Raw genomic sequence first — 24,441 nt, 5'->3', positions numbered from 1 at the left:
GGTGCAGCTCATCAGGCGGCCCGCTATGTCCCGGCCGGGCGTGACTCGGTGGCGCCCTTGGTGGCGCTGACCAAGGTGATGCGCGCGATCATCGGTCCGGCCTCGACGTCCATCGCCGGCACCGGCCGCCCACCGGAACGCAGGCACTCCGCCAACGGCGTGGGTTGTGCCGTCCATCCGCGGGCGCCGAACCACCGATCGGCGGGCGCGCACTGTTCGTTGTAGATCAGCTGGTGGAAGATGCGGGAGTCGTCGCCGGCGGCGCGCTCCTCGGCCAGCGCCGCGCGGTAGTCCGCATCGGGCATGGGAACGCCGTCCTCGACGGCGAGCCGACTGCCGGCTGCGGCCAGCGCGTCCAACCCGGTGAACAGCTGCTCCTGAGCCGTGGCGGGCAGATAGATGAGCAGCCCCTCGGCGATCCACGCCGACGGCTGCGCCGGGTCGAACCCGCGCTCGCGCAGCGCCTGCGACCAGTCGTCGCGGAGGTCCACCGCGATCTCCCGTCGCTCAGCACGCGGGCGGACGCCGTGCTCGCTCAGCACGGCGCGCTTGAACTCCAGCACTTGCGGCTGGTCGAGCTCGAAGACCGTGGTGCCCGGCGCCCAATCCAGCCGATACGCGCGCGAATCCAGTCCGGCGGCCAGGATGACGACTTGGCGGATACCGGCGTCGGCGACCCGACCGAAGTAGTTGTCGAAGTAGTTGGTGCGGGCCGCCTGGAAGTTGACGAAATGCTCACCGAATTCGGGCGTCTTGAGCTGGTGATCGGGAAGCGTGCCGTCCAGCACCGCGGCCCAGTCCCCGCCGACCGCCCGGCAGAACACCTCGGCGTACGGGTCGACGGCCAGCGGGTCCGGCTTCTGCGCCTCCAGCGCCCGTGCGGTGGCGACGAACAACGCCGTCGACCCCACGCTGGTCGTGATGTCCCAACTGTCACCCTCACTGCGAATTCCGGTCATGCTCGCGACGCTACGCCGCTGCTCGTCGACGGAATCCAGACGGGGTTCGACTTCCGTGCTCATCGACCGGACACTCTCCGCACCGGGGCAGCCTAACAAACACCTTCGACGCGCATCCGCGGATAACTGAACGGGATCGATACGTCGCTGCGGTCGATTAGTCGCATTTTAACCGCTTCTGCGACCGAGAAAATGGCGGCGGCGTGGTCCGCCGCTACCGGTCCTGCCCCGCGCCCACCCGCCGGTCGGCGGCGGTCTTGGGCGTCACCTGCACATCTTCGCTGGTGAATTCCTTGGTCCAGCACGCGAATTCGATGGTGATGCCGTCCGGGTCGAGGAAGTAGAACGACCGCACGTAGACGCCGGGATGCAGAGTGGCGCTGACCTGGGTCTCGGACTCGTCGTGGTTGAGGATCGGCCCGACCCGCACACCCTTGTCCTTGAGCTTCTGCCGGTAGGCGTCGAACCTCTCCGGCGGCACATGCAGCGCCAGATGGTTCATGGTGCTCACCGCGCTGACGATCTCACCGATGCCGGGAATGGCGGCCGGCGAGGAGACGCCGGGCACCCGGTCGGGGGCGTCGGCGAACCAGAAGAAGGCCACGCAGTCGCCGTTGCCGGCGTCGAAGAAGAAGTGCTGCCCCATGCCGTTGGGCAGGTCCAGGGCCTTCACTAGCGGCATCCCCAACGTGTTGGTGTAGAAGTCCACGGTCCGCGCCATGTCAGAACACACCAACGCGACGTGGTTGATGCCGCTGAACTCGAATTCGGTGTTTGGGTTGGACGGCTTGATCATCGGGGCGCTCCTGGTCAGAATGTGTTCCTGAACCTAACATCAGATTCAGTTTGTGACCAGTGCCACTGGCAACGATTTCAGGAGGGCCGCCGGTGCCGGCAGCACCCGACCAGACCGCCCCGACGCAGCGGGGTCGGCAGACCCAGGCCGCGATCGACGCCGCCGCCCGCAGCCTCATCGCCCGCCAGGGCATCCTGGCCACCACGATCGCCGACATCGCCGCGGAGTCCCGCCGCTCGGCCGCCTCGTTTTACAACTACTACGACTCCAAAGAGGACATGCTGCGGCAGTGGGCGCTGCGCTTCCGCGACGAGGCCGGCGACCGGGCCGTCGCCGCCACCCGGCACGGGCTGACCAACCGGGAACGGGCCCACGAGGTCGCCGCGGCCCATTGGCACACCTACCGGCACCGGCTGGCGGAGATGATCGGGGTGTCCCAACTGGCGATGATCAGCGACGACTTCGCCCGGCACTGGGCCGAGATCTGCGCCATTCCCATCGGGTTCATCACCGAGACCGTGCGCCGCGCCCAAGCCGACGGCTACTGCCGCGACGACGACCCGCGACTGCTGGCCGAAGCCCTGGTGGCCCTGTTCAACCAGTTCTGCTTCGTCCAGCTCAGCGGGATCGGCTCGGACCGCGACGCACCCGCCCCCGACGACGAGGCCTGCATCACCACCCTGGCGCACATCTTCTACCGCGCCATCTACTGCACCGAGGAGCATCCGTGACCGGCACCGCCGAGATCAGCCGAGAGTTCATCGGGTTGCCCTCCCCCACCGCGCAACGCGCCGGTGCGGGCGGACACCCCTGCCAAGGCATCTACCACCGCCCGAAGGGCCACCGGCCGACGGTCGCGATGATCGCCACGCACTACCAGATCGACTTCTCCGAGCACTACCTCGCCGACTACATGGCCGCCCGCGGGATCGGGTTCCTGGGCTGGAACACCCGCTTCCGCGGGTTCGAGAGCAGCTTCCTGCTCGACCATGCCCTCGTCGACATCGGCGTCGGGGTGCGCTGGCTCCGCGAGATCGCCGGGGTGCAGACCGTGGTGCTGCTGGGCAACTCCGGCGGCGGCTCACTGATGGCGGCCTACCAGTCCCAGGCGGTGGAGCCCAACGTCACGCCGCTGCCGGGGATGCGGCCCGCCGCCGGGGTCGACGAATTGCTCCCCGCCGACGGTTACATCGCCAGCGCAGCCCACCCGGGTCGCCCCGAGGTGCTCACCGCCTGGATGGACGGCGCCGTCGTCGACGAAGCCGACCCGGTGGCCACCGACCCCGCGCTCGATCTGTTCACCGGTGCGCACGGCCCGCCGTTCGACCCCGATTTCGTGGCGCGCTACCGGGCCGCGCAGGTGGCCCGCAACCACGCCATCACCGATTGGGTGGAGGCCGAACTCGAGCGGGTGCGCGCGGCCGGCTTCTCCGACCGGCCGTTCACCGTGATGCGCACCTGGGCGGACCCGCGCATGGTCGACCCCACGCTGGAACCGACCAACCGGCCCGCCAACCTCTGCTACGCGGGGGAACCGGCGCGGGCGAACCGGTCCGCCCGCGGCATCGCCGCGGCGTGCACCCTGCGCAACTGGCTCGGCATGTGGAGCCTGCGGCACGCCCAGACCCGCGCCGAGCCGCACCTGGCCCGAATGCACTGCCCGGCGCTGGTGATCAACGCCGACGCCGACACCGGTGTGTTCCCGTCGGACGCCCAGCGCATCCTCGACGCCCTCGCCGGCACCGACACCGCGCTGCGCACTCTCGGCGCCGACCACTACTTCACCACCCCGGGCGCGCGCGACGCGCAAGCCGACCTGATCGCCGATTGGATCACCGCACGATGGTCGTGAGGGTCCTCGCGCACTTCACCCCCGGCCGGCAGGCGCGCGAACTCGTTGCCGCCGAAGCCGACTGGCTCGAGGTGCGGTTCTGCGCCGACGACGACTCCCCGGAATCACTGGCCGCACTGCAGCGCGAACTGCCCGGCGCCGAGGTCATCTGGCACGTGCTGCGTCCGCTGACCGAGTCGGATCTGGCCGCGGCGACCCGGCTGCGCCTGGTGCAGAAACTCGGCGCCGGGGTGAACACCGTCGACGTCGCCGCCGCCACCGCCCGCGGGGTCGCGGTGTCGAACATGCCCGGCGCCAACGCCCCGTCGGTCGCCGAGGGGACCGTGGCGTTGATGCTAGCCGCGCTGCGCCGCCTGCCCGCCCTCGATCATGCGACCCGCACCGGGGCGGGCTGGCCGCCGGACCCGGGGCTGGGCGATACGGTGCGCGATATCGGCGGTTCGACGGTCGGGCTGATCGGGTACGGCAACGTCGCGCAGCGGGTGGCAGCCATCGTGGCCGCGATGGGCGCACGGGTGCTGCACACCAGCACCGGCGACGACGGGCGTCCGGGCTGGCGGCCGCTGCCGGACCTGTTGGCCGCCAGCGACATCGTCTCGCTGCACCTGCCGCTGACCGACGCCACCCACCAACTGCTCGACGCTGACGCCCTGGCCCGACTGCGTCCCGGCGCCGTGCTGGTCAACACCGCGCGTGGCCCGATCGTCGACGAGGCCGCGCTCATCGAGGCGCTGCGCTCCGGCCGGGTCGCCGCGGCCGGACTGGATGTGTTCGACACCGAACCGGTGGATCCGGCGAACCCGTTGCTGGCGTTGCCCAACGTGGTGCTCAGCCCGCACGTCACCTGGTACACCGTCGACACCATGCGCCGCTATCTGGCGGCGGCGATCGACAACTGCCGCCGGCTGCGGGACGGGGAACAACTTGCCAATGTGGTCAATACGGTCGACATTCCCAACCGACCGGTTAATAGATAGGGTGCCTGCATGCCGATTGCGATCAACACCGAACATCAGGATCTGGCCGACTCCGTCAAGGCCTTCGTCGCGAAGGTAGCACCGTCGGAAACGCTGCACGCCGCCTTGGAGACCCCCGTCGACAACCCGCCGCCGTACTGGGCCGCCGCCACCGGGCAGGGGCTGTCGGCGGTGCACCTGCCGGAGAGCGTCGGCGGGCAGGGTTTCGGGATCCTGGAGCTGTCGGTGGTGCTCGCCGAGTTCGGCTACGGCGCCGTGCCCGGCCCGTTCGTCCCGTCGGCGATCGCCAGCGCGCTCATCGCCGCGCACGACCCCGCCGCAGCGCCGCTGGCCGGACTGGCCTCCGGGGAGACCATCGCCGCCTACGCGCTCGACTCGCAGTTGACCGCCACCCGGTCCGGGGACAACCTGGTGATCCGCGGTGAGGTCCGCTCGGTGCCGGCCGCGGCGCAAGCCTCGCTGCTGGTGCTGCCGGTGGCGATCGACAGCGGCGACGAATGGGTGGTGATCGACGCCGACCGACTCGAGATCGAGCCGGTGGAAAGCGTCGACCCGCTGCGCCCGATCGCCCATGTCCGCGCCAACGCCGTCGAGGTCGGCACCGACGCGGTGTTGAGCAACCTCAACAGTGCCCACGCCCGTGCGTTGATCACCACGCTGCTCTCCGCCGAGGCGGTCGGCGTCGCCCGGTGGGCCACCGACACCGCCGCGGCCTACGCCAAGATCCGCGAACAGTTCGGCCGCCCGATCGGCCAATTCCAGGCGGTCAAGCACAAGTGCGCCGAGATGATCGCCGACACCGAACGCGCCACCGCCGCGGTGTGGGACGCCGCCCGCGCACTCGACGACGTCGCCGAGAACGGCTGGGACAACGCCCACGCCGAGTTCGCCGCCGCCGTCGCGGCCACCCTCGCCCCGGCTGCCGCCCAGCGTTGCGCCCAGGACTGCATCCAGGTCCACGGTGGGATCGGCTTCACCTGGGAGCACGACACCAACGTCTACTACCGGCGCGCCCTGGTGCTGGCCGCCGCCTTCGGCCGTCGCGGCGACTACCCGCAGCAGGTCCTCGACACCGCCATCGGCGCCGGGATGCGCAAGGTCGACATCGACCTCGATCCGGACACCGAGGCGCAGCGCGAGGAGATCCGCGCCGAGGTGGCGGCGCTCAAGGCGATGCCCCGCGACGAGCGCACCGTCGCGATCGCCGAGGGCGGCTGGGTGCAGCCGCACCTGCCGAAGCCGTGGGGACGCGACGCCACCCCGGTGGAGCAGATCATCATCGCCCAGGAGTTCAGCACCGGGCGGGTCAAGCGCCCGCAGATGGGGATCGCCGCCTGGATCATCCCGTCGATCGTGGCGTACGGCACCGACGAGCAGCAGCAGCGGTTCCTGCCGGCGACCTTCCGCGGCGAGATGGTGTGGTGTCAGCTGTTCTCCGAGCCCGGTGCCGGCTCGGACCTGGCCAGCCTCACCACCAAGGCGGTGAAGGTCGATGGGGGCTGGCGGATCACCGGCCAGAAGATCTGGACCTCCGCGGCCCAGTTCTCGCATTGGGGCGCGCTGCTGGCCCGCACCGACCCGAACGTGCCGAAGCACAACGGGATCACCTACTTCCTGCTGGACATGAAGACCGAGGGGGTGACGGTGTCGCCGCTGCGGGAGCTGACCGGCGGCGCCATGTTCAACACCGTCTACCTCGATGACGTGTTCATTCCCGACGAGCTGGTGCTCGGCGAGGTCGACCGGGGCTGGGAGGTCAGCCGCAACACGTTGACCAACGAGCGGGTCTCGATCGGCAGCAGCGAGTTGCCGTTCCTGGCCAGCCTCGACCAGCTGGTGGAGTTCGTCCGCGACGGCCAGTTCGACGCGGTGGCGCAGAACCAGGCCGGCCGGCTCATCGCGGAGGGGCACGCGGCCAAGCTGCTCAACCTGCGGTCCACCCTGCTGACGTTGGCCGGCGGGGACGCGATGCCGTCGGCGGCGATTTCCAAGCTGCTGTCGATGCGGACCGGACAGGGCTACGCGGAGTTCGGCGTCGCCTCGTTCGGCGCGGACGCGGCGATCGGGGATGCCGAGCAGGATCCGGGCAAATGGACCGACTACCTGCTGTTCAGTCGGGCGACCACGATCTACGGCGGAACCTCGGAGGTCCAGCTCAACATCATCGCCGAGCGGCTGTTGGGGCTGCCCCGCGACCCGTAAACCGCCCCGGCGCCCCTGAGATCGACATCGCCAAGTCGAAAACAGTCCGTTTTTCCCGGGATAACGCCTCTGGGCTGTCGATTTCAGGGATGACCGCGCCGTCGAGGCGGCGGGCCGCTGCTAAATTGGCGCCGTGACCGCACCTCCGCGCCTGCTCGCCGGAGAGCAGGCCACCGGCGGCGAGCGCGAGACGCTGGCGGCGTTCCTCGACGGCTACCGCGACATCGTGGTCCGCAAGGTCAGCGGCTTGACCGACGCCGCGGCACGCCGCCGGCTGGTGCCGTCGGCCACCACGGTGGGCGGGCTGGTCAAGCACCTGCGCTGGGCCGAGCACGGCTGGTTCGGGCAAGTGCTGCGTGACCGCACCGGGGAGAACCAGCGCAGCCACGGCCGGGAGTGGGAGTTCGACTTCCGCGCCGAGGAATCACTGCCGGTGCTGGTGGCCGAGTACCAGCAGCAGTGCGCGGAGTCCCGGCGGGCCGCGGCCGGGCTGCCGCTGGAGCACACCGTGCCGCACACCCGCCTCGGTGGGGTGTCGCTGCGCTGGATCTACCTGCACATGATCGAGGAGACCGCCCGCCACGCCGGCCACCTGGACATCCTGCGCGAGCAACTCGACGGCGCGACCGGCTTCGGGACTTGAGCCCAGTGTGCGGTGGGACTCGGCCCGCGCCATCTCCGCCCGCCAACAGCTGACCTCGCCCCGCGCCGCTGACCTCGCCCTGCGCCGCTGTACTCGCCCCGCGCCGCGAGGCAGAAACCATGCAGGCCCGCACTCGACTTTTGTCTGCACCGTTTCTGTCTCGCGGGAATTCGGGCGCAGGACCGGGTCGCGCGGGAAATGCGGGGTCTCGCGGGACGCCCGGGTCCCGCGGGAAGCGCGCGCGGGAAACGAGGGTCTCGCGGGGAAACGCGAGGTCTCGCGAAAAGCGCGGGCGGAACCCGCGCGACAAACGCGCTACAGCTCGCGCAGTTCGCGTTTGAGGATCTTGCCGGTGGGGTTACGCGGCAGTTCGTCGAGGAAGAGCACCTCGCGCGGCACCTTGTAGCGGGCCAGCCGCTCCTTGACGTACCGCTTGATGGCGTCCTCGTCGATCTCGGAGCCCTCCCGCCGGACCACGAAGGCGCGCAACCGCGCTCCCCATTCGCTGTCCTCGACGCCGAGCGCGGTGGCCTCCACCACGTCGGGGTGGCCGCTGATGAGGTCCTCCACCTCGGCGGGGAAGACGTTCTCCCCGCCGGAGACGATCATCTCGTCGTCGCGGCCGCTGACGAACAGCAGGCCGGTCTCGTCGAAGTAGCCCACGTCGCCGGAGGACAGCAGCCCGTCGATGATCTGCTTGCCACCCCCGCCGGTGTAGCCCTGGAACGGGAAGAAGTTGCCGACGAAGATCCGGCCCACCTGACCCTGCGGCAGCTCGTTGCCGTTGTCGTCGAGGATCTTGACCTTGACGCCCTTGACGACCGGGCCGACGGTGGCCGGGTCGCGTTGCAGGTCCTCGGGTCCGGCGATGGTGGCGAACGCGACCTCGGTGGAGCCGTACATGTTGTAGATGATCGGGCCGAGGTCGTCCATCGCCCGGCTGGCCAGTTCCGCCCCGAGCTGGGAGCCGGAGACGAATACGATCCGCAGCGCCGACAGGTCGGGTTTGGGTTCGGTCTTCTCCAACTCGTCGAGGATCCGCGCCAGCATCACCGGGACCACGATCATCGCGGTCGCCTTGTGTTCGGCCAGGTCCTGCAACACGGTGGCCGGCTTGAACCGCCGGCGCAGCACCAGCGTGGAGCCGAAGAACATCGCCAGCGTGCCGTGCAGGTAGCCCAGCGCGTGGAACATCGGCGACGGCAGCGACGTCACCTCCCCGCCCCGGAACGGCACGTGCGACAGGATCCCGCCGATCGGCGCCAGCGTCGGCGGGGTCGCCCGGTTGGCGCCCTTCGGGCTGCCGGTGGTCCCGGAGGTCAAGATGATGATCGAGGCGTGCTTGGACACCTTCGGCGGCGGCGCGGTGCTGCTGCGGGCGATCACCTCGGCCAGAGTTTCGTCGGTGCTGCCCGACGGGGAGTCGGTGTCGGGGTTCTTGCCCAGCGCGCGCAGTTTGCCCAGCGGCGGGTCGGATTCGGCGACCGCGGCGGTGTACTCGTCGTCGTAGATGATGACCTTGGCGCCCTCGCGCTCGGAGACCTCTTTGATCTGCGGTCCGGCGAACTCACTGTTGAGCATGATCAGCCGGGCGCCCACCCGGGCGGCGCCGTAGTTGGCGACCAGGAACCAGCGGTGGTTGCGGGCCAGGATCGCCACGCCGTCACCGCCGCGCACCCCCATCGCCAGCAGCGCGTTGGCCACCGCGTTGGCGGCGTCGTCGAGTTCCTTGAAGGTCATCGCTCCGTCGTCGTCGATGACCGCGTTCTTGTTCGGGCTGCGCCGGGCGTTCAGCGCCGGGATCATGCCCAACTCCCCCCAGCGCACCGCGTCGCTGATCGTCGCCGCGATGATCTGCGGGGACCCCACCTTCAGGGCCCCGGAGCTCAAAATCTTGCGCAGGTAGTGTAGCTCGGCGGCTCCGCGCTCGGCGAACAGCTGAAATTTGTTGATGACCTGGCCGGGAAGGTCCATGGCATTGAACATGACCTCACTTTATGTGACGGCGGTCGCAGCCGGTTGCCGAATTACCATCGGGCACGTGGGTGACGGCGCGTGGCAGTTCTGGGTGGACCGCGGGGGGACGTTCACCGACATCGTGGCCCGCCGCCCCGACGGGCGGCTGCTCACCCACAAACTGCTCTCCGAGAACCCCGCCCACTACGCCGACGCCGCCGTGGCCGGCATCCGCACCCTGCTCGGCGCCCACCCCGAGCAATCGATCGCCGGGCAGGTCGGGGCGGTGCGGATGGGCACCACGGTGGCCACCAACGCGCTGCTCGAACGCACCGGTGAGCCCACCCTGCTGGTGATCACCCGCGGCTTCGGCGACGCGTTGCGCATCGCCTACCAGAACCGGCCGCGGATCTTCGACCGCCAGATCGTGCTGCCCCAGCCGCTCTACGCGCGGGTGCTCGAGGTCGACGAGCGGGTCCGCGCCGACGGCGCCGTGCTCACCGCCCCCGATCCGGCCCGGGTCGAACAGCAACTGCGCGAGGCCCACGCCGACGGGCTGCGCGCAGTCGCGGTGGTGTGCCTGCACAGCTACCTCTACCCCGACCACGAGCGGCTGATCGGCCGGCTGGCGGAGCAAGCCGGGTTCACCCAGGTGTCGCTGTCCAGCGAAGTCAGCCCGCTGATGAAGCTCATTCCCCGCGGCGACACCGCGGTGGTCGACGCCTACCTGTCCCCGGTGCTGCGCCGCTATGTCCGGCAGGTGACCGGGCAGCTGAGCGGTGTGCCGCTGATGTTCATGCAGTCCAACGGCGGGCTGGCCGAAGCCGACCATTTCCGCGGCAAGGACGCCATCCTGTCCGGACCGGCGGGCGGCATCGTGGGCATGGCGCGGATGTCCGAGCTCGCCGGGTTCGACCACGTCATCGGCTTCGACATGGGCGGCACCTCCACCGACGTCTCGCACTACGCGGGCGCCTACGAGCGGTTGTTCGCCACCGAGGTGGCCGGGGTGCGGCTGCGCGCCCCGATGCTCGACATCCAGACGGTGGCCGCCGGGGGCGGCTCGGTGCTGCACTTCGACGGCAGCCGCTACCGGGTGGGTCCGGATTCCGCGGGTGCGGCGCCGGGGCCGGCCTGCTACCGCGGCGGCGGCCCGTTGACGGTCACCGACGCCAACGTGATGCTCGGCCGCATCCAGCCGGACCACTTCCCGGCCGTGTTCGGCCCCGACGGCGACCAGCCGTTGGACGCCGCCACGGTCCGCGACCGGTTCCGCGCACTGGCCCAACGGATCACCGCGCAAACCGAGGACGGCCGCTCCGCCGAACAGGTCGCCGAGGGGTTCCTGCGCATCGCGGTCGCCAACATCGCCAACTCGGTGAAGAAGATCTCGGTCCAGAAGGGCCACGACGTCACCCGCTACGCGCTGACCACGTTCGGCGGGGCGGGCGGGCAGCACGCCTGCGCCGTCGCCGACGCGCTGGGCATGCGCACCGTGGTGGTGCCCCCGATGGCCGGGGTGCTCTCCGCGCTCGGGATCGGCCTGGCTGACACCACGGTGCTGCGCGAGCAGGCCGTGGAACTGCCCGTCGAACCGGCCAGCCACAACCGGCTGACCGCCGGCGCCGACGACCTGGAGGCCGCGGTGCGCGCCGAACTCGACGCCCAGGGCGTCCCCGCCCCCCGCATCCGGGTGGTGCGCCGGGCGCACCTGCGCTACTCGGGCACCGACACCGTGATCGCGGTCGAGTTGGCCGACGCGGCGACGATGACGGCCGCGTTCGAACACCGGCACCAGGCGATGTACTCGTTCGTGCTGGACCGCCCGCTGATCGCCGGCGCGGTGGCCGTCGAAGCCACCGGGCTGAGCGAGCAGCCCGACCTCACCGGGCTCGGCGCCGCGCAAGGTGCTGCCGGCGCCGCGCCGGCGACGGTGCGGTTGCACTGCGCGGGCGCCTGGCGCGACGCACCGCTGCACCGGCGCGAGGCGATGCCGCCCGGTGCGACGGTGTCCGGCCCGGCGATCATCGCCGAGGCCAACGCCACCACCGTGGTCGACCCGGGCTGGCGCGCGACGGTGACCGACGGCGGGCACCTGATCCTGACCCGGGTGGGCGCCCCGCCCGCCCGCGGCGCATCCACCGCGGTGGACCCGGTGCTGCTGGAGATCTTCAACAACCTGTTCATGTCGATCGCCGAGCAGATGGGCACCCGGCTGGAGGCCACCGCGCAATCGGTGAACATCCGCGAACGACTCGACTTCTCCTGCGCGCTGTTCGACCCCGACGGCAACCTCGTCGCCAACGCCCCGCACATCCCGGTCCACCTCGGCTCGATGAGCGCCACCGTCCGCGAGGTGATCACCCGCCGCGCCGGCACGATGCGCCCCGGCCAGTCCTACGCCGTCAACGACCCCTATCACGGCGGCACCCATCTGCCCGACATCACCGTGATCACACCGGTTTTCACCGCCGACGGCGCCGAACTGCTGTTCTTCGTCGCATCCCGGGGTCATCACGCCGAGATCGGCGGCATCACCCCCGGATCGATGCCCGCCGACAGCACCACCATCACCGAGGAGGGGGTGCTGTTCGACAACTGGCTGCTCACCGAGGAGGGCCGCTTCCGTGAGCAGGAGACCCGGAAGTTGCTGACGTCGGCGGCTTTCCCGTCGCGCAGCCCGGAGGTCAACCTCGCCGACCTGCGCGCGCAGATCGCGGCCAACCGGAAGGGCGTCGACGAAGTCCACGCCATGATCGGCGATTTCGGCCTCGACGTGGTGCAGGCCTACATGCGCCACGTGCAGGACAACGCCGAGGAGGCGGTCCGCCGTGTCATCGACCGGCTGCACGACGGCACCTTCCGCTACTCCATGGACTCCGGCGCCACCATCGCGGTGCGCATCGATGTGGACCACTCCGAGCGCAGCGCGACCGTCGACTTCACCGGCACCTCAGCGCAATTGGACACCAACTTCAATGCGCCTGCCGCGGTGGCGACCGCCGCGGTGCTCTACGTGTTCCGCACCCTGGTCGCCGACGACATCCCGCTCAACGACGGCTGTCTGCGTCCGCTGCGCATCGTCGTCCCACCCGCCTCGATGCTCGCTCCCGAGCCCCCGGCCGCGGTGGTGGCCGGCAATGTCGAGACCTCCCAGGCGATCACCGGCGCGCTGCTGGGGGCGCTGGGAGTGCAGGCCGAAGGCGCCGGCACGATGAACAACCTCACCTTCGGCAACGCGAGCCACCAGTACTACGAGACCCTGGGCTCGGGCTCGGGCGCCGGGGACGGCTTCGCCGGGGCGCCGGTGGTGCAGACCCACATGACCAACTCCCGGCTCACCGACCCCGAGGTGCTCGAGTGGCGGTTCCCGGTGCTGCTGCGGGAGTTCGCGGTGCGGCGCGGCAGCGGCGGCGCCGGCCGCTGGCCCGGCGGCGACGGCGCGGTGCGCCGCCTGGAGTTCACCGAGCCGATGACGGTGAGCGTGCTCTCCGGACACCGGCGGGTTGCGCCCTACGGGCTGGCCGGCGGGGAACCCGGCGGACTCGGGCGCAACACCGTGGTGCGCGCCGACGGGCAGGTCGTCGAGTTGGCCGGGTGCGACTCGATCCGCCTCGACCCCGGTGACACCGTGGTGATCGAGACCCCCGGCGGCGGTGGGTACGGCCCGCCGCGCTGACCGCGGGCCCCCGACCGGGTTAGTCTGCCCCGGTGGCACAACAGTGGAGCCGGCGCGGGTTCTTCGGTGTCGCGGCCGCCGGGCTGATCGCCGCCGGGCTGCCGGCCGCCTGCGCCCGCACCGACGACACCGAGGACGACCCGGGCAAGCCGGTCACCATCCGCCACCTGTTCGGGGAGACCGTCATCGACGCGCCGCCCACCCGCGTCGTCAGCGCCGGCTACACCGGCCAGGACGACCTGCTGGCGCTGGGCGTGGTGCCCGTCGGCGTGACGTACTGGTTCGGCGACCAGCCGTTCGCGGTGTGGCCGTGGGCCCAGCCGCGACTCGGCGGCGCCGAACCGACCGTGCTCAACCTCGACGGGGGGATCGACGTCGACGCGATCGCCGCCCTCGGACCCGACCTGATCGTGGCGACCAACGCGGGGGTGGACGCCGACACCTACGCCGCACTGTCCGCGGTGGCGCCCACCGTGCCGCAGAGCGGGGCCGACGCCTTCTTCGAACCCTGGCGCGACCAGGCCACCGCGATCGGCCGGGCGGTGTTCGCCGCCGAACAGATGCGCGGTCTCATCGACGACGTCGACGCCCGGTTCGCGGCGGTCGGCGAGGCGCACCCGCAGTTCCACGACCGCGCCGTGCTGCTGCTCGACGGCCGCCTCGAGCGCGGCGCGGTGGTGGCCGCGCTGGGCTGGCGCACCGATTTCCTCACCGCGATGGGGCTGCGCGTCGCCGACGGGCTCGGCGAGTTCGGCGACGGGGCCCGCGCGGTGATCCCGCGCGACCGGATCCGGCAGGTGCTCGACACCGCCGACGTGGTGATCTGGACCGTCGACAACGACCCCGACGCGGATTTCCTGCGCGCCGACCCCGAGATCGCGGCGGTGCGCACGCCGCAAATCTTCACACCGCCGGAGCTGTCCGGCGCGATCGCGTTCGCCTCGCCGCTGAGCTATCCGGTGGTCGCCGAGCAGTTGCCGCCGCTGCTGGCCGACGCGCTCTGAGCGGTTGCTAAGGCCGTTCTGGCAAGCTTCGAAAATCCCTTACCCGCGCCGCCATCGGGCGTTACCGTCGGGCGCATGGGCGCGGCATTGGATCTGACCCTCTCCGACGCGGTCCTCGACTACGGTGACCGGGCGCTGCTGCTGCAGTTCGACAGCACCGCCGAGGTGCTGGCCTGGACGGCGGCGGTGCGCAAAGCGGCGCTGCCCGGCGTGCACGACGTGGTGCCCGCATCGCGCACCGTGCTGGTGAAGCTGGAGAGCCCCCGCCATCAGGGCGCCACCCGGCAGCGGCTGCGGCGCATGCAGGTGGTCGCCGACGACATCCAGACCGCACCGCCGGCCGACGGCGCCGACGTGGTGATCGACGTCGTCTACGACGGCCCGGACCTGCCGGTGGTCGCCGAGCACACCGGGTTGAGCGTGGCGCAGATCATCGACGCACACACCGCGACCCCGTGGCGGGTGGGATTCGGCGGGGCCATCCCGGGTTTCGCCTATCTCACCGGCGGCGACCCCCGGCTGGCCATTCCGCGCCGCGCCGAGACCCGTGACCGGGTGCAGGCCGGAGCGGTGGCGCTGGCCGGCGAGTTCAGCGGGATCTACCCGCGTGAGTCCCCCGGCTGGTGGCAGCTGATCGGTCGCACCGACACCGTGGTCTGGGACATCACCCGCCCCTCCCCGGCGCTGCTGACGCCGGGCATGTGGGTGCAGTTCCGGGCCGCCTAGCCGCGAGAAGGAGAACACCATGCCAACCCAATCGGGGCCGACCCTGGAGATCCTGCGCACCGGGCCGCTGGCGCTGATCGAGGACCTCGGCCGCGCGGGGCTGATCCATCTCGGCGTCACCCGGTCGGGGGCGGCCGATTTGGGGGCGCACACGCTGGCCAACCGGCTGGTGGCCAACCCCGACGATTGCGCCACCATCGAGGTGACCTTCGGCGGGCTGGCCGCCCGGGTGCGGGGCGGCGATGTCACGATCGCGGTCACCGGCGCCGACACCGACCCCACTGTCAGCGGTGTTCCGTTCGGCACCAACAGCATTCACACCGTCGAGGATGGTCAGATCATCTCGTTGGGTGCACCGCATGCCGGTCTGCGCACCTATCTTGCGGTCCGCGGCGGCATCGACGTGCCGCCCGTGCTGGGCTCGCGCAGTTACGACGTGATGTCGCAGATCGGGCCGCGACCGTTGCGCAGCGGCGACGTGCTGCCGATCGGGGAGCACAGCGAGGAGTTCCCCGAAATCGACCACGCGCCGGTCGCCCCGATCGACGAGCAGCTGCTGGAACTGCAGGTGGTGCCCGGACCGCGGGACGACTGGCTGGAGCACCCCGACGCGCTGGTGCATTCCATCTGGATGGTCACCGACCGCAGCGACCGGGTCGGGATGCGCCTGGAGGGCCGCCCGCTGCGGCTGCGCCGGCCGGACCGGCAGCTGCCCAGCGAAGGCACCACCCGCGGCGCCATCCAGGTGCCGCCATCGGGACTGCCGGTGATCCTGGGCCCGGACCATCCGTTGACCGGTAGTTTTCCGGTGGCCGGGGTGGTCGTCGACGAGGATCTGGACAAGCTCGCCCAGATCCGGCCCGGCCAGCACGTGCGACTGCACTGGTCGCGGCCGCGTCACGCCGCCGTCGACCATTCCGACGCTTCGGTCGCCGCGGCGAGCGGCACCTGGTAGACCGGGCAGTGTGCATGCCAGGGTTCACACCGCTCGCCTGATCCACACCTCCGACCTCGACGAGGACACCCGCCGCAGCGCCCACCGGATGGTGATCGACGCCTACGCCGGCGAACTGACCGACGCGAACTGGGACCACGCCCTGGGCGGGATGCACGCGCTGATCTGGCGGTACGGCTCGATCATCGCCCACGGCGCGGTGGTGCAGCGGCGGCTGTTGCACCGCGGGGTGGCCTTGCGGTGCGGCTATGTCGAGGCGGTCGCCGTCCGGGAGGACTGGCGGGGGCAGGGGCTGGCGATCGCGGTGCTCGACGCCTGCGAGCAGGTGATCCGCGGGGCTTACCAGCTCGGCGCGTTGAGCTCCTCGGAGCGCGGCCGGCGGCTTTACACGGTGCGCGGATGGCTGCCCTGGCGTGGACCGACCGCCGCGCTGACCCCCGACGGGCTGGTCCGCACCCCCGAGGAGGACCGGTCGGTGTTCGTGCTGCCGGTCTCGGCCGAGTTGGACCCGACCGCCGAGCTGGCCTGCGATTGGCGCGACGGCGACGTCTGGTAACCGGATGGGCGGCGTCCTCCGGCGAAGCCGCCGGGTGATCGACTGGGATCCCGAAGACCGGTCCGGGTGGGCCGCGGGCAACCGACGCATCGCCCGCCGCAACCTGATCGCCTCGATGGTCGCCGACCACGTCGCGTTCTCGGTGTGGGCGATCTGGTCGGCGCTGGTGCTGTTCATGCCGACGTCGGTCTACGGTCTGTCGCTGGGCGACAAGCTCCTGCTGGGGGCGGTCGCCGCGCTGGTCGGCGCGCTGGTCCGCATCCCCTACACGCTGGGGCTGGCCAGATTCGGCAGCCGGGCCTGGACGACGTTCGCCGCGCTGGTGCTGGTGTTGCCGACCGCGCTGACCATGGTGCTGCTGGCCAATCCGGGCCTGCCGCTGTGGGCCTACCTGCTGTGCGCCGCGCTGACCGGGCTCGGCGGCGGCAACTACTCGGCGTCGATGGTCAACATCAACGCCTTCTACCCGCAGCGGCGCAAGGGCACCGCGCTGGCCGTCAACGCCGGCGGCGGCAATCTGGGGGTGGCGGCGGTGCAGTTCGGTGCGTTGCTGCTGCTGGCCGCGGGCAGCCCCCACCCGCACTGGATCTGCGCCGCCTATCTGGTGCTGTTGACCCTCGCCGGGATCCTCGCGCCGCTGTTCATGGACGACGTGGCGCACCCGCTTCGGCTCCGGCACTTCTCGGCGCTCCTGGCCGATCGAAAGGCCTGGGCGCTCGGACTGCTCTACGCGTGCATCTTCGGCTCGTTCCTCGGTTTCGCCTTCGCGTTCGGCCGGGTGCTCTACCTCAACCTGGTGGCCGGCGGCTACAGCAGCGCCGACGCCCGTCTGCAGGTCGCGCAGGTCGCGTTCCTCGGGCCGCTGCTGGGGGCGCTGGCCCGCGTCTACGGCGGCCGGGTCGCCGACCGCCGCGGCGCCGGACCGGTGGCGCTGGCCGCCTTCGTCGGCATGACGGCCGGTGCCGCGGTGCTGCTCGCAGCGAGCCTGCGCGACGACCGCAGCCCCGGACCGCCCGACACCGCCACGGTGATCGGTTACCTGGCCGGTTTCCTGGTGTTGTTCGCCCTCTCGGGGCTGGGCAGCGGTGCGGTGTTCGGGTTGATCTCCGCGCTGTTCGACGGGCGCAGCCGGTCGGTGGCGCTCGAGCGGGGCCTCAGCGAGCCGCAGCGTCACGACTGGTCCCGGTCGATGTCGGGGGCGCTGATCGGCTTCGCCGGCGCGTTCGGCGGGTTGGGGGCCGTCGCGATCAACCTGGTCTTGCGGCATTCCTACCTGGCCACCGGCAACGAGACCCGGGCGTTCTCGATCTTCCTCCCGTGCTATCTGGTGGCGATGTTGGTCACCTGGCGGCTGTTCGCCCGGCGGCGGAACGCCCTGTGCCCACCGGATCGATAGGTGTTTCCCGGTGGTTTCACAGCGTGCGGTAACAGTTCTGACACACCGGATTTCTAGCCTGGCTGGCGGTATCCCACACCGGGAGTCGACCGCGAGGAGAGTGCATGGCCAGCAGACACCGCATCGAGCACTGGGACCCCGAGGACATCATCGCCTGGGAGGCCGGCAACAAGCGGATCGCGCGACGCAACCTGATCTGCACGGTCGCCGGCGATCACGCCGCGTTCTCGATCTGGTCGCTGTGGGCGGTGATGGCGCTGTTCATGCCCGAGAGCGTCTACGGCTTCTCGGCCGGCGACAAGCTGCTGCTGGGAGCGGTCGCCACCTTCGTCGGCGGGTGTGCCCGAATCCCGTACACGCTGGGGCTGGCGAAGTTCGGCGGCCGGAACTGGACGGTGTTCTCCGCGCTGATCCTGTTGGTCCCCACCGCCTGGACCCTGGTCCTGCTCGACCATCCGGGCCTGCCGCTGTGGCCCTACGCGCTCTGCGCGGCGCTGACCGGTCTCGGCGGCGGTAACTACTCGGCGTCGCTGGCCAACGTCAACGCGTTCTATCCGCAGCGGCTCAAGGGCGTGGCGTTGGGGGTCAACGCCGGTTTCGGCAACCTCGGGGTGGCCGGAATCCAGCTGGTGGGGTTGCTGGTGCTGGCCACCGCGGGCAACCGTGCCCCCTACTGGGTGTGCGCGGTGTACCTGGTGGTGCTGGCCGCGGTGGCGGTCGCCGCGGCCCTGTTCATGGACAACCTCGAGCACAGCATCGAGGTCGGTCACATCCGCTCGATCCTGTCCGTGCCCGACAGCTGGCTGGTCACGCTGCTGTACACCTGCGCGTTCGGCTCCTGGATCGGTTTCGTGTTCGCCTTCGGCCAGGTGCTGCACGTCAACTTCGAAAGCTCCGGTCAATCCGCGGCGCAGGTGTCGCTGCACGTGGCCCAGATCGCTTTCCTCGGACCGCTGTTGGGCGGGTTGGCGCGCGTCGCCGGCGGCAAGCTCGCCGATCGGCTCGGCGGCGGCCGGGTCAGCCTGGCGGTGTTCACCGGCATGATCGCCGCGACCGGGCTGCTGGTGGCCTTGAGCGTCCACGACGACTACATGCACGGCCCCAATCACGTCTACGGCGCCACCCACACCTACACCATGATCGGCTATGTCGTGGGGTTCATCGCGCTGTTCGTGCTGGCCGGCATGAGCAACGGGTCGGTGTTCAAGCTGATCCCGTCGGTGTTCGAGGACCGCAGCCGCACACTGGATCTCAGCGATGCGGACCGTCAGCACTGGGCGCGCACCCACGCCGGGGCGTTGATCGGGTTCGCCTCCACCGTCGGCGCCCTGGGCGGGGTCGGAATCGACCTGACGCTGCGCCAGTCCTACGCCAGCACCGGTTCGGAGACCACCGCGTACGGGATCTTCCTGGCTTTCTACGCGGTCGCCGCAGCCCTGACCTGGTTCCGGTACGTGCGCCGGTCGCCGAACCCGGCACCGCAGGCCCGTGAGCCGGAGCCGGTTCCCGCGTTGCTGTGACCGACCTCGCAGGGCCGTGCGCCCGGCGCAACGACGCGGCAACTGCCGTGTAACACAACGGAAATGCCGCGCGCATAAACCGGATACATGAGTCGAGGCCCGCTTGCCGGCTACCGGATCGCGGTGACCGCTGCCCATCGCGTCGCGGAACTGGGCGCGCTGCTCAGCCGCGCCGGCGCGGTGGTGAGCGTCGCTCCGGCGATCGAGATGATGGCGCTGCCCGACGACGCGCAGCTGCACCGCAACACCAGCGCGCTGATCGCGGCGCCGCCGGAGGTGTTCGTCGCCGCCACCGGGCTGGGCCTGCGGGCCTGGATCGCCGCCGCGGACGGTTGGGGATTGGCCGGCGACCTGCTGACCGCACTCGCCGGAGCCCGCATCCTGTCGCGCGGACCCAAAGCGACCGGCGCGTTGCGCGCCGCGGGCCTGCGCGAGCACTGGACACCGCCTTCGGAATCGTCCGCCGCCCTGCTCGACCACCTGCTGGCCCGCGGCGTCGCGGACCGGCGCATCGCGGTGCAGGTGCACGGCGCGGCCGACGGTCGCGACCCGGCACCGGAATTGATCTCGGTTCTCCGCGACGCGGGGGCGCAGGTGACGGTGCTCCGCACCTATGCGTGGACGGTGCCTGCACCCGACGGCCCACTCGACCGGACCATCGCCGAGATCGGCCGGCGTCGCCTCGACGCGGTCGCGTTCACCTCGGCGGCAGCCGCGATGGCGTTCTGGGCCCGCGCCGGCGAACTCGGGCTCGCCGACACCGTCCAGGATGCGCTGCGCCGCGACGTGTTCGCGTTCTGTATCGGGCCGCACTGCGCCAAGCCCCTGGCGCGCAGGCAGGTTCCGGTCTCCTGCCCGGAGCGATCCCGGCTGGGCGCATTCGCCCGCCATATCGCCGAGGAGTTGCCCCGGCTGGCCCCGCGCGTCGTGCACGCGGCCGGCCACGTCATCGAGATCCGCAACGGCGCCGTGACGGTCGACGGTGCCGCTCGATCGGTTCCGCCGTCGGCGATGGCGGCGCTGCGCGTGCTGGCCCGGCAGCCCGGCGCGGTGGTCAGCCGCGCGGAGTTGTTGCGAGCCCTGCGCGGAACCAGTAGCAACACCCACGCGGTGGAGACCGCGGTGCTGCGGCTGCGGACCGCCCTGGGCGACCGCGAGATCGTGAGCACCGTCGTCAAGCGCGGATACCGGCTGGCGGTCGACGCGCGGTGCGGTGCGGCATGAACCGGATCCTGGTGGCCCACGGCTGCCGCCACGCCGCGGGTCGGAGCACGATCGGCGGCCTCGCCGACGGCGTCAGCGCGTTGCTCAACGCCCCGGTACACGTCGCCTTCGTCGATGTGGTCGGGCCGACCCCGGCGGACGTGCTGACCGGGCTCGGCCCGGCTCCCGCGATGCTGGTTCCGGCGTTTCTGTCCCGCGGCTACCACGTCCGCGCCGACCTGCCCGCACAGATCGTCGCCAGTGGGCACCCCGAGGTGACGGTGACTCCGGCGCTGGGTCCGGGTCCGGCGCTGGTGTCGCTGCTGGCCGCCCAAACCGCCGACAGCGGCTGGCGGTGCGGCGAGCCGTTGGTGCTGGCCGCGGCGGGCAGTTCCGATCCGGTGGCCCGTGCCGACCTGGACCGGACCACCGCCCTGTTGGCCGCGCGGCTGGCCAGCCCGGTGCGGCTGGCGTTCGCCGCCACCGGCAGGCCGTCGGTGGCCGAGGCCGTCCGTGGCGCGCGCCGGGACGCACCGGACGCGCCGGTCACGGTGGTGTCCTACCTGTTGGCCGAGGGGCTGTTCCAAGACCGGCTGCACACCGCGGGCGCCGACGTGGTGACCGCGCCGCTGGCACATCGACCGGAGCTGGCCGCGCTGGTCGCCGACTTGTTCCGGCGCGCCCCGCTACCGGCTGCCGCGTGATACGGCCCGGTGCCAGCACTGCTCCGCAGCGGCCACCGCGTCCTCGACCCGCCCGCCGGTGTCGATGCGGTGCGCATCGGCCCAGTCGTCGACCGCCAGTTGCCGGGCCAACTCGGCGGTCGCATCGGACGGGTGATCGGACTGCCGCCCCGCGACCCGCTGCGCGGCGACGTCCGCCGCGGCGACACAGTGCAGTTCGATCAGGGCCGCGTGCGACTCCGCGGAAAGCCGGCGGGCGCGGTCGCGCTGGGCGGGGTCGCGCCACGTGCCGTCGAGGATCACCGCCACACCGGCGCTCAGCAGCCCGCGCGCCTGCCGCAGCATCTCGTCGTAGACGGCGGCCACCTGCCCTTGTTCGTACAGCCCCGCATCCCGGGCCCCGGCGGCACCGGCGATGCGCCCCTGCCCGACGAGGTCCTTGCGGACCTCGTCGGTGGAGATGACCCGGGCGCCGACCCGGTCGGCGAGCAGCCGCGCCAGTGTGGTCTTGCCGGTCCCGGGCCCGCCCCCGACCAGGGTCAGCCGCACCGTGGCCGCCCGCAGCCGGGCCGCGGCGATCTCGAGATGGGCGTGCGCGGCCGAGCGCGACCCGGCATGGCTCTGGCCGAACCGGACGCAGTCGGTTTTCGCCCGCACCAGGGCGCGGTAGGCGACGTAGAAGCCGGCCAGCGACTGCGGCGACCGGTCGCCGGAGTGGCTGCGGTAGCGCTGCAGCAGGACGTCGCTCAGATCGCGGCGGCCGAGGAATTCCAGATCCATTGCCAAAAAGGCGATGTCGTCGATGACGTCGACGTGGCGCAAGGTGTCGTCGAATTCGAGACAGTCGAGGATCTCGATCCCGTCGGGCAGGCAGAAGATGTCGTCGGTGAGCAGATCGCCGTGACCGTCGACGATGCGGCCATCGGCGATGCGCCGCTCGAACAGCGTGGTCCGCCCGTCCAGATAGCGGTCGGCCAGCGCGGCGATCTCGGCCAGCAGCTCCGGTGCGACGACTTCGCCGGAAAACGGGTCCAGCTCACTGAGATTGGCGTGCCAGCGCGCCCGCACCGCCGCCACCGTGCCCTGCCGGTCGATCGCCGGGCCGCGTTCGGCACTGTCGTGGAATCCGGCCAGGGCGCCCGCGATCGCGTCCAGCAGGTCATCGGCCGGTTCGCCGGCCGACACGATCGCGGCGAGGCGGGCGGAGTCGGGATGCCTGCGCATCACGATCACCGGTTCGGCCGGCCCGCCGTCCGGGCCGGACAGGTGCGCCACCCCCAGGTAACTGCTCGGCGACAGGCGCCGGTTGAGTTCGACCTCGCGGGCGCAGACCCGCTCGCGCTTGTCGACGGTGGAGAAGTCCAAAAACTCGGTGGTGACCGGCTTTTTGGCTTTGTACGCCCGGTCTCCGACGAGAACGACGATGCCCGAATGGGTTTCGTGGATCTGTGGTGGGCGGTGCGAGGCACTGCCGCCCGGACCGCTGTCGGCGGCGGCGGTCACGGCCGCCGGGCGACGATCACCGGGATCTCCGCGGCGTGCACCACGGCGCGGCTGACCGAGCCGAGCAGCATGCCGGTGAAGCCGCCGCGGCCGTGGCTGCCCACCACGATCAGCTGCGCGGCCTCGGCCTGCTCGAGCAGGTGGTGGGTCGGCTGCCCCCAGACCACCACCCGCCGCACCGCGACGTCGGGATAACGCTCCTGGTAGCCGGCCAGCCGCTCGGCGAGCACCTGCTCGCCGCGGGTGACCAGGTCCGACCATTCGTCGCCGGTCACCCCGACGAGGTCGGCGTCGTGCCAGGCGTGCAGCGCGGTGAGCCCGACGCCGCGTACCGACGCCTCGGCGAAGGCGATCTCGGTGGCCAGCTCGGAGGCCCGGGAGCCGTCGACACCGACCAGCACCGGCAACCCGGCGGCGGCCTCGCCGCGCTCGTCGTCGCCGTGGATGACCGCGACCGGACCCCGGGCGTGCTGGATCAACCCGGCGCTGACCGACCCGACCAGGGTGCGCCGCACCGCCCCGAGGCCGCGGGAGCCGACCACCACCAGGTCGGCGTCCTTGGACATGTGCACCAGGGTGGGCACCGGCTGCGCCCAGATGGTCTCGGTGCGCACCTCCGGTCGTGGCCCCGACCCGGTGCTGGCCTCGATGACCTCCACCGCCTCACCGAGCACCCGGCGGGCCTCCCGCTCGTAGGGTTCGCGCAGCGAGACCGGGCTGGCGTCGACCTCCCAGGCGATCGCCTGCGCTTCGACCTGCGCGACGGTGATCGCGAGAACCACCGTCAGCGCCGACTGGTGCCGCAGCGCCGCGTCGACCGCCCAGCGCAGCGCGGCTCGCGCGGGGCCCGATCCGTCGAACCCGACCACGATTCCTCGTTGGGTCGCAGACATCTCGGCATCCCCTTCCCTCGGCGGCACGCTTGTGGGCACCCGGTGTGCACGCTAGGCGGTCTCGGGGGCCGGCCGGCTCCTCTTCCCTTTGTACCCGGCGGGGGTGCGCGCGGCGGCCGACCGGGCGGCCGGTCGGCTCAGCGGCGCTTCTTGGCCACGGTCAACAGCACGACCGAGTCCTCCAGCGCCTCCAGCCCGTGGACCGCGTCGGGGATGATCAGCAGGTCACCGACCCAGCCGATCCACTCATCGGCGCCCGCGCTGAGCCGCACCCGCCCGGTGAGCACCTGCAGGGTGGCATCGTCGAGGGTGGTGTGGTCGTCGAGGACCCGGCCCTTGGCCAGCGCGATGAGGGTCTGGCGCAAGGTGTGCTCGTGGCCGCCGAACACCGTCTCGGCGCGCCGCCCACTGGCCTCGGTCCTGGCTCGCTGCAACTGATCGCGAGCCATTGCTGTCAACGAGAATTTGTTCATCGGCGTCGCTTCGATCCGTCGTGGGAGCGGTGTGGCTCCGAGGCTACCGCTGCGACGCCGTGGTCGCGGCACAGTTGGCCGATTAAGCGCCGGTGCGCCCGACCGCCACCAGGCCGTCGTCGGTGACGCGGGCGGCGTACACCGGCACCGCCACCCGCGGATCGTCGAGGCAGGACCCGTCATCGAGGGCGAAGTGCTGTTTTTTCAGCGGCGAGGCCACCACGGTGCGGCCCCCGCGGTCGCCGACCAGGCCGCGGGAGAGCACCCCGGCGCCGAAGAACGGGTCGATGTTGCCGATCGCGTGCACCGAGTCGTCGGCGAGCCGGAACAGCGCGGCCTGCGCGCCGTCGTCGAGCAGCACCCCCACGCCGCGGCCGGGAATCAGCTGCTCGTAGCGGCAGACGACGGTCCAGACCGTGGTGTCGTCGGCGGTGTCGAACCGGCCGGTGTCCAGCAGGGTCATGA

The 24,441-nt window shown here is 71.4% G+C and carries 21 protein-coding genes; 14 read left to right on the top strand and 7 right to left on the bottom strand.

Translation table 11 applies throughout. The features are described from left to right. Positions 1–23 precede the first annotated feature (23 nt). Both A5643_RS00760 and A5643_RS00755 read right to left on the bottom strand, forming a co-directional pair. The gene (locus A5643_RS00760) at positions 24–950 is read right to left on the bottom strand and encodes a class I SAM-dependent methyltransferase (protein ID WP_066851125.1); all 927 of its coding nucleotides are present in this window, start codon (positions 948–950) and stop codon (positions 24–26) included. Positions 951–1,173: 223 nt separating this feature from the next. Continuing rightward, positions 1,174–1,755: a VOC family protein gene (locus A5643_RS00755; RefSeq protein WP_066851109.1), complete on the bottom strand. Its 582-nt coding sequence runs from the start codon at positions 1,753–1,755 to the stop codon at positions 1,174–1,176. Between the two features lie 92 nt (positions 1,756–1,847). Here A5643_RS00755 and A5643_RS00750 point away from each other — a divergent pair, with 92 nt between their 5' ends. From A5643_RS00750 to A5643_RS00730, 5 genes are all read left to right on the top strand, one after another. Beyond that, the gene (locus A5643_RS00750) at positions 1,848–2,486 is read left to right on the top strand and encodes a TetR/AcrR family transcriptional regulator (RefSeq protein ID WP_231995396.1); all 639 of its coding nucleotides are present in this window, start codon (positions 1,848–1,850) and stop codon (positions 2,484–2,486) included. Next, positions 2,483–3,607 carry an alpha/beta hydrolase gene (locus A5643_RS00745; protein ID WP_197497607.1) on the top strand — a complete coding sequence of 375 codons (1,125 nt, stop codon included), beginning with the start codon at positions 2,483–2,485 and terminating at the stop codon, positions 3,605–3,607. Before A5643_RS00750 ends, A5643_RS00745 begins: the two co-directional genes overlap by 4 nt. Continuing rightward, the gene (locus A5643_RS00740; RefSeq protein WP_066851108.1) at positions 3,598–4,584 is read left to right on the top strand and encodes a 2-hydroxyacid dehydrogenase; all 987 of its coding nucleotides are present in this window, start codon (positions 3,598–3,600) and stop codon (positions 4,582–4,584) included. The genes A5643_RS00745 and A5643_RS00740 overlap by 10 nt, the downstream gene beginning before the upstream one ends. A gap of 9 nt (positions 4,585–4,593) precedes the next feature. Then, positions 4,594–6,786, top strand: a complete 2,193-nt coding sequence (locus A5643_RS00735; protein ID WP_066851107.1) for an acyl-CoA dehydrogenase family protein — start codon at positions 4,594–4,596, stop codon at positions 6,784–6,786. 133 nt (positions 6,787–6,919) lie between these two features. Next, on the top strand, positions 6,920–7,429 hold the full coding sequence (locus A5643_RS00730) for a DinB family protein (RefSeq protein ID WP_082948633.1): 510 nt from the start codon (positions 6,920–6,922) through the stop codon (positions 7,427–7,429). A 315-nt stretch (positions 7,430–7,744) separates the two neighbouring features. Here the strand turns inward: A5643_RS00730 and fadD2 are convergent, their stop codons facing one another. After that, positions 7,745–9,415: a long-chain-fatty-acid--CoA ligase FadD2 gene (gene fadD2, locus A5643_RS00725; protein ID WP_066851106.1), complete on the bottom strand. Its 1,671-nt coding sequence runs from the start codon at positions 9,413–9,415 to the stop codon at positions 7,745–7,747. Between the two features lie 55 nt (positions 9,416–9,470). Between fadD2 and A5643_RS00720 the strand changes: the two genes are divergently transcribed. The 9 genes from A5643_RS00720 to A5643_RS00680 all read left to right on the top strand — a co-directional run bounded on the left by A5643_RS00720 (position 9,471) and on the right by A5643_RS00680 (position 21,128). After that, a complete protein-coding gene (locus A5643_RS00720) occupies positions 9,471–13,064 on the top strand; it encodes a hydantoinase B/oxoprolinase family protein (RefSeq protein WP_066851105.1) in 3,594 nt (1,197 codons plus the stop codon). A 32-nt stretch (positions 13,065–13,096) separates the two neighbouring features. Further along, positions 13,097–14,068, top strand: a complete 972-nt coding sequence (locus A5643_RS00715; protein WP_066851104.1) for an ABC transporter substrate-binding protein — start codon at positions 13,097–13,099, stop codon at positions 14,066–14,068. A gap of 75 nt (positions 14,069–14,143) precedes the next feature. Further along, positions 14,144–14,794: a 5-oxoprolinase subunit B family protein gene (locus A5643_RS00710; protein ID WP_066851103.1), complete on the top strand. Its 651-nt coding sequence runs from the start codon at positions 14,144–14,146 to the stop codon at positions 14,792–14,794. A 19-nt stretch (positions 14,795–14,813) separates the two neighbouring features. Then, positions 14,814–15,749 carry a 5-oxoprolinase/urea amidolyase family protein gene (locus tag A5643_RS00705; RefSeq protein WP_066851102.1) on the top strand — a complete coding sequence of 312 codons (936 nt, stop codon included), beginning with the start codon at positions 14,814–14,816 and terminating at the stop codon, positions 15,747–15,749. Positions 15,750–15,759: 10 nt separating this feature from the next. Beyond that, entirely contained in the window at positions 15,760–16,305 is a 546-nt protein-coding gene (locus A5643_RS00700; protein WP_066851101.1) for a GNAT family N-acetyltransferase, read from the top strand. Between the two features lie 34 nt (positions 16,306–16,339). After that, the gene (locus A5643_RS00695) at positions 16,340–17,701 is read left to right on the top strand and encodes an MFS transporter (RefSeq protein ID WP_231995395.1); all 1,362 of its coding nucleotides are present in this window, start codon (positions 16,340–16,342) and stop codon (positions 17,699–17,701) included. 104 nt (positions 17,702–17,805) lie between these two features. Next, positions 17,806–19,221: an MFS transporter gene (locus A5643_RS00690; protein WP_066851099.1), complete on the top strand. Its 1,416-nt coding sequence runs from the start codon at positions 17,806–17,808 to the stop codon at positions 19,219–19,221. A gap of 87 nt (positions 19,222–19,308) precedes the next feature. Further along, positions 19,309–20,445 (top strand): uroporphyrinogen-III synthase, encoded by a 1,137-nt coding sequence (locus tag A5643_RS00685; protein ID WP_066851098.1) that lies wholly within the window; start codon positions 19,309–19,311, stop codon positions 20,443–20,445. Further along, the gene (locus A5643_RS00680) at positions 20,442–21,128 is read left to right on the top strand and encodes a sirohydrochlorin chelatase (RefSeq protein ID WP_066851097.1); all 687 of its coding nucleotides are present in this window, start codon (positions 20,442–20,444) and stop codon (positions 21,126–21,128) included. The genes A5643_RS00685 and A5643_RS00680 overlap by 4 nt, the downstream gene beginning before the upstream one ends. Here the strand turns inward: A5643_RS00680 and A5643_RS00675 are convergent. The 4 genes from A5643_RS00675 to nirD all read right to left on the bottom strand — a co-directional run bounded on the left by A5643_RS00675 (position 21,111) and on the right by nirD (position 24,439). Continuing rightward, a complete protein-coding gene (locus tag A5643_RS00675) occupies positions 21,111–22,610 on the bottom strand; it encodes a bifunctional aminoglycoside phosphotransferase/ATP-binding protein (RefSeq protein ID WP_231995394.1) in 1,500 nt (499 codons plus the stop codon). The genes A5643_RS00680 and A5643_RS00675 overlap by 18 nt on opposite strands. After that, a complete protein-coding gene (locus A5643_RS18510) occupies positions 22,607–23,503 on the bottom strand; it encodes a universal stress protein (RefSeq protein ID WP_066851096.1) in 897 nt (298 codons plus the stop codon). Before A5643_RS18510 ends, A5643_RS00675 begins: the two co-directional genes overlap by 4 nt. 137 nt (positions 23,504–23,640) lie before the next feature. Beyond that, positions 23,641–23,976, bottom strand: a complete 336-nt coding sequence (locus tag A5643_RS00665) for a cupin domain-containing protein (RefSeq protein ID WP_066851095.1) — start codon at positions 23,974–23,976, stop codon at positions 23,641–23,643. An 82-nt stretch (positions 23,977–24,058) separates the two neighbouring features. Continuing rightward, complete coding sequence (gene nirD, locus A5643_RS00660) at positions 24,059–24,439, bottom strand: nitrite reductase small subunit NirD (RefSeq protein ID WP_066851094.1); 381 nt, start codon at positions 24,437–24,439, stop codon at positions 24,059–24,061. Positions 24,440–24,441: the final 2 nt, after the last annotated feature.

It is taken from the genome of Mycobacterium sp. 1274756.6, from assembly GCF_001668625.1.
GTDB lineage: Bacteria > Actinomycetota > Actinomycetes > Mycobacteriales > Mycobacteriaceae > Mycobacterium.
The sequence above is the reverse complement of the archived record's forward strand: the minus strand, read 5'-3'. Positions and strand labels throughout refer to the sequence as shown.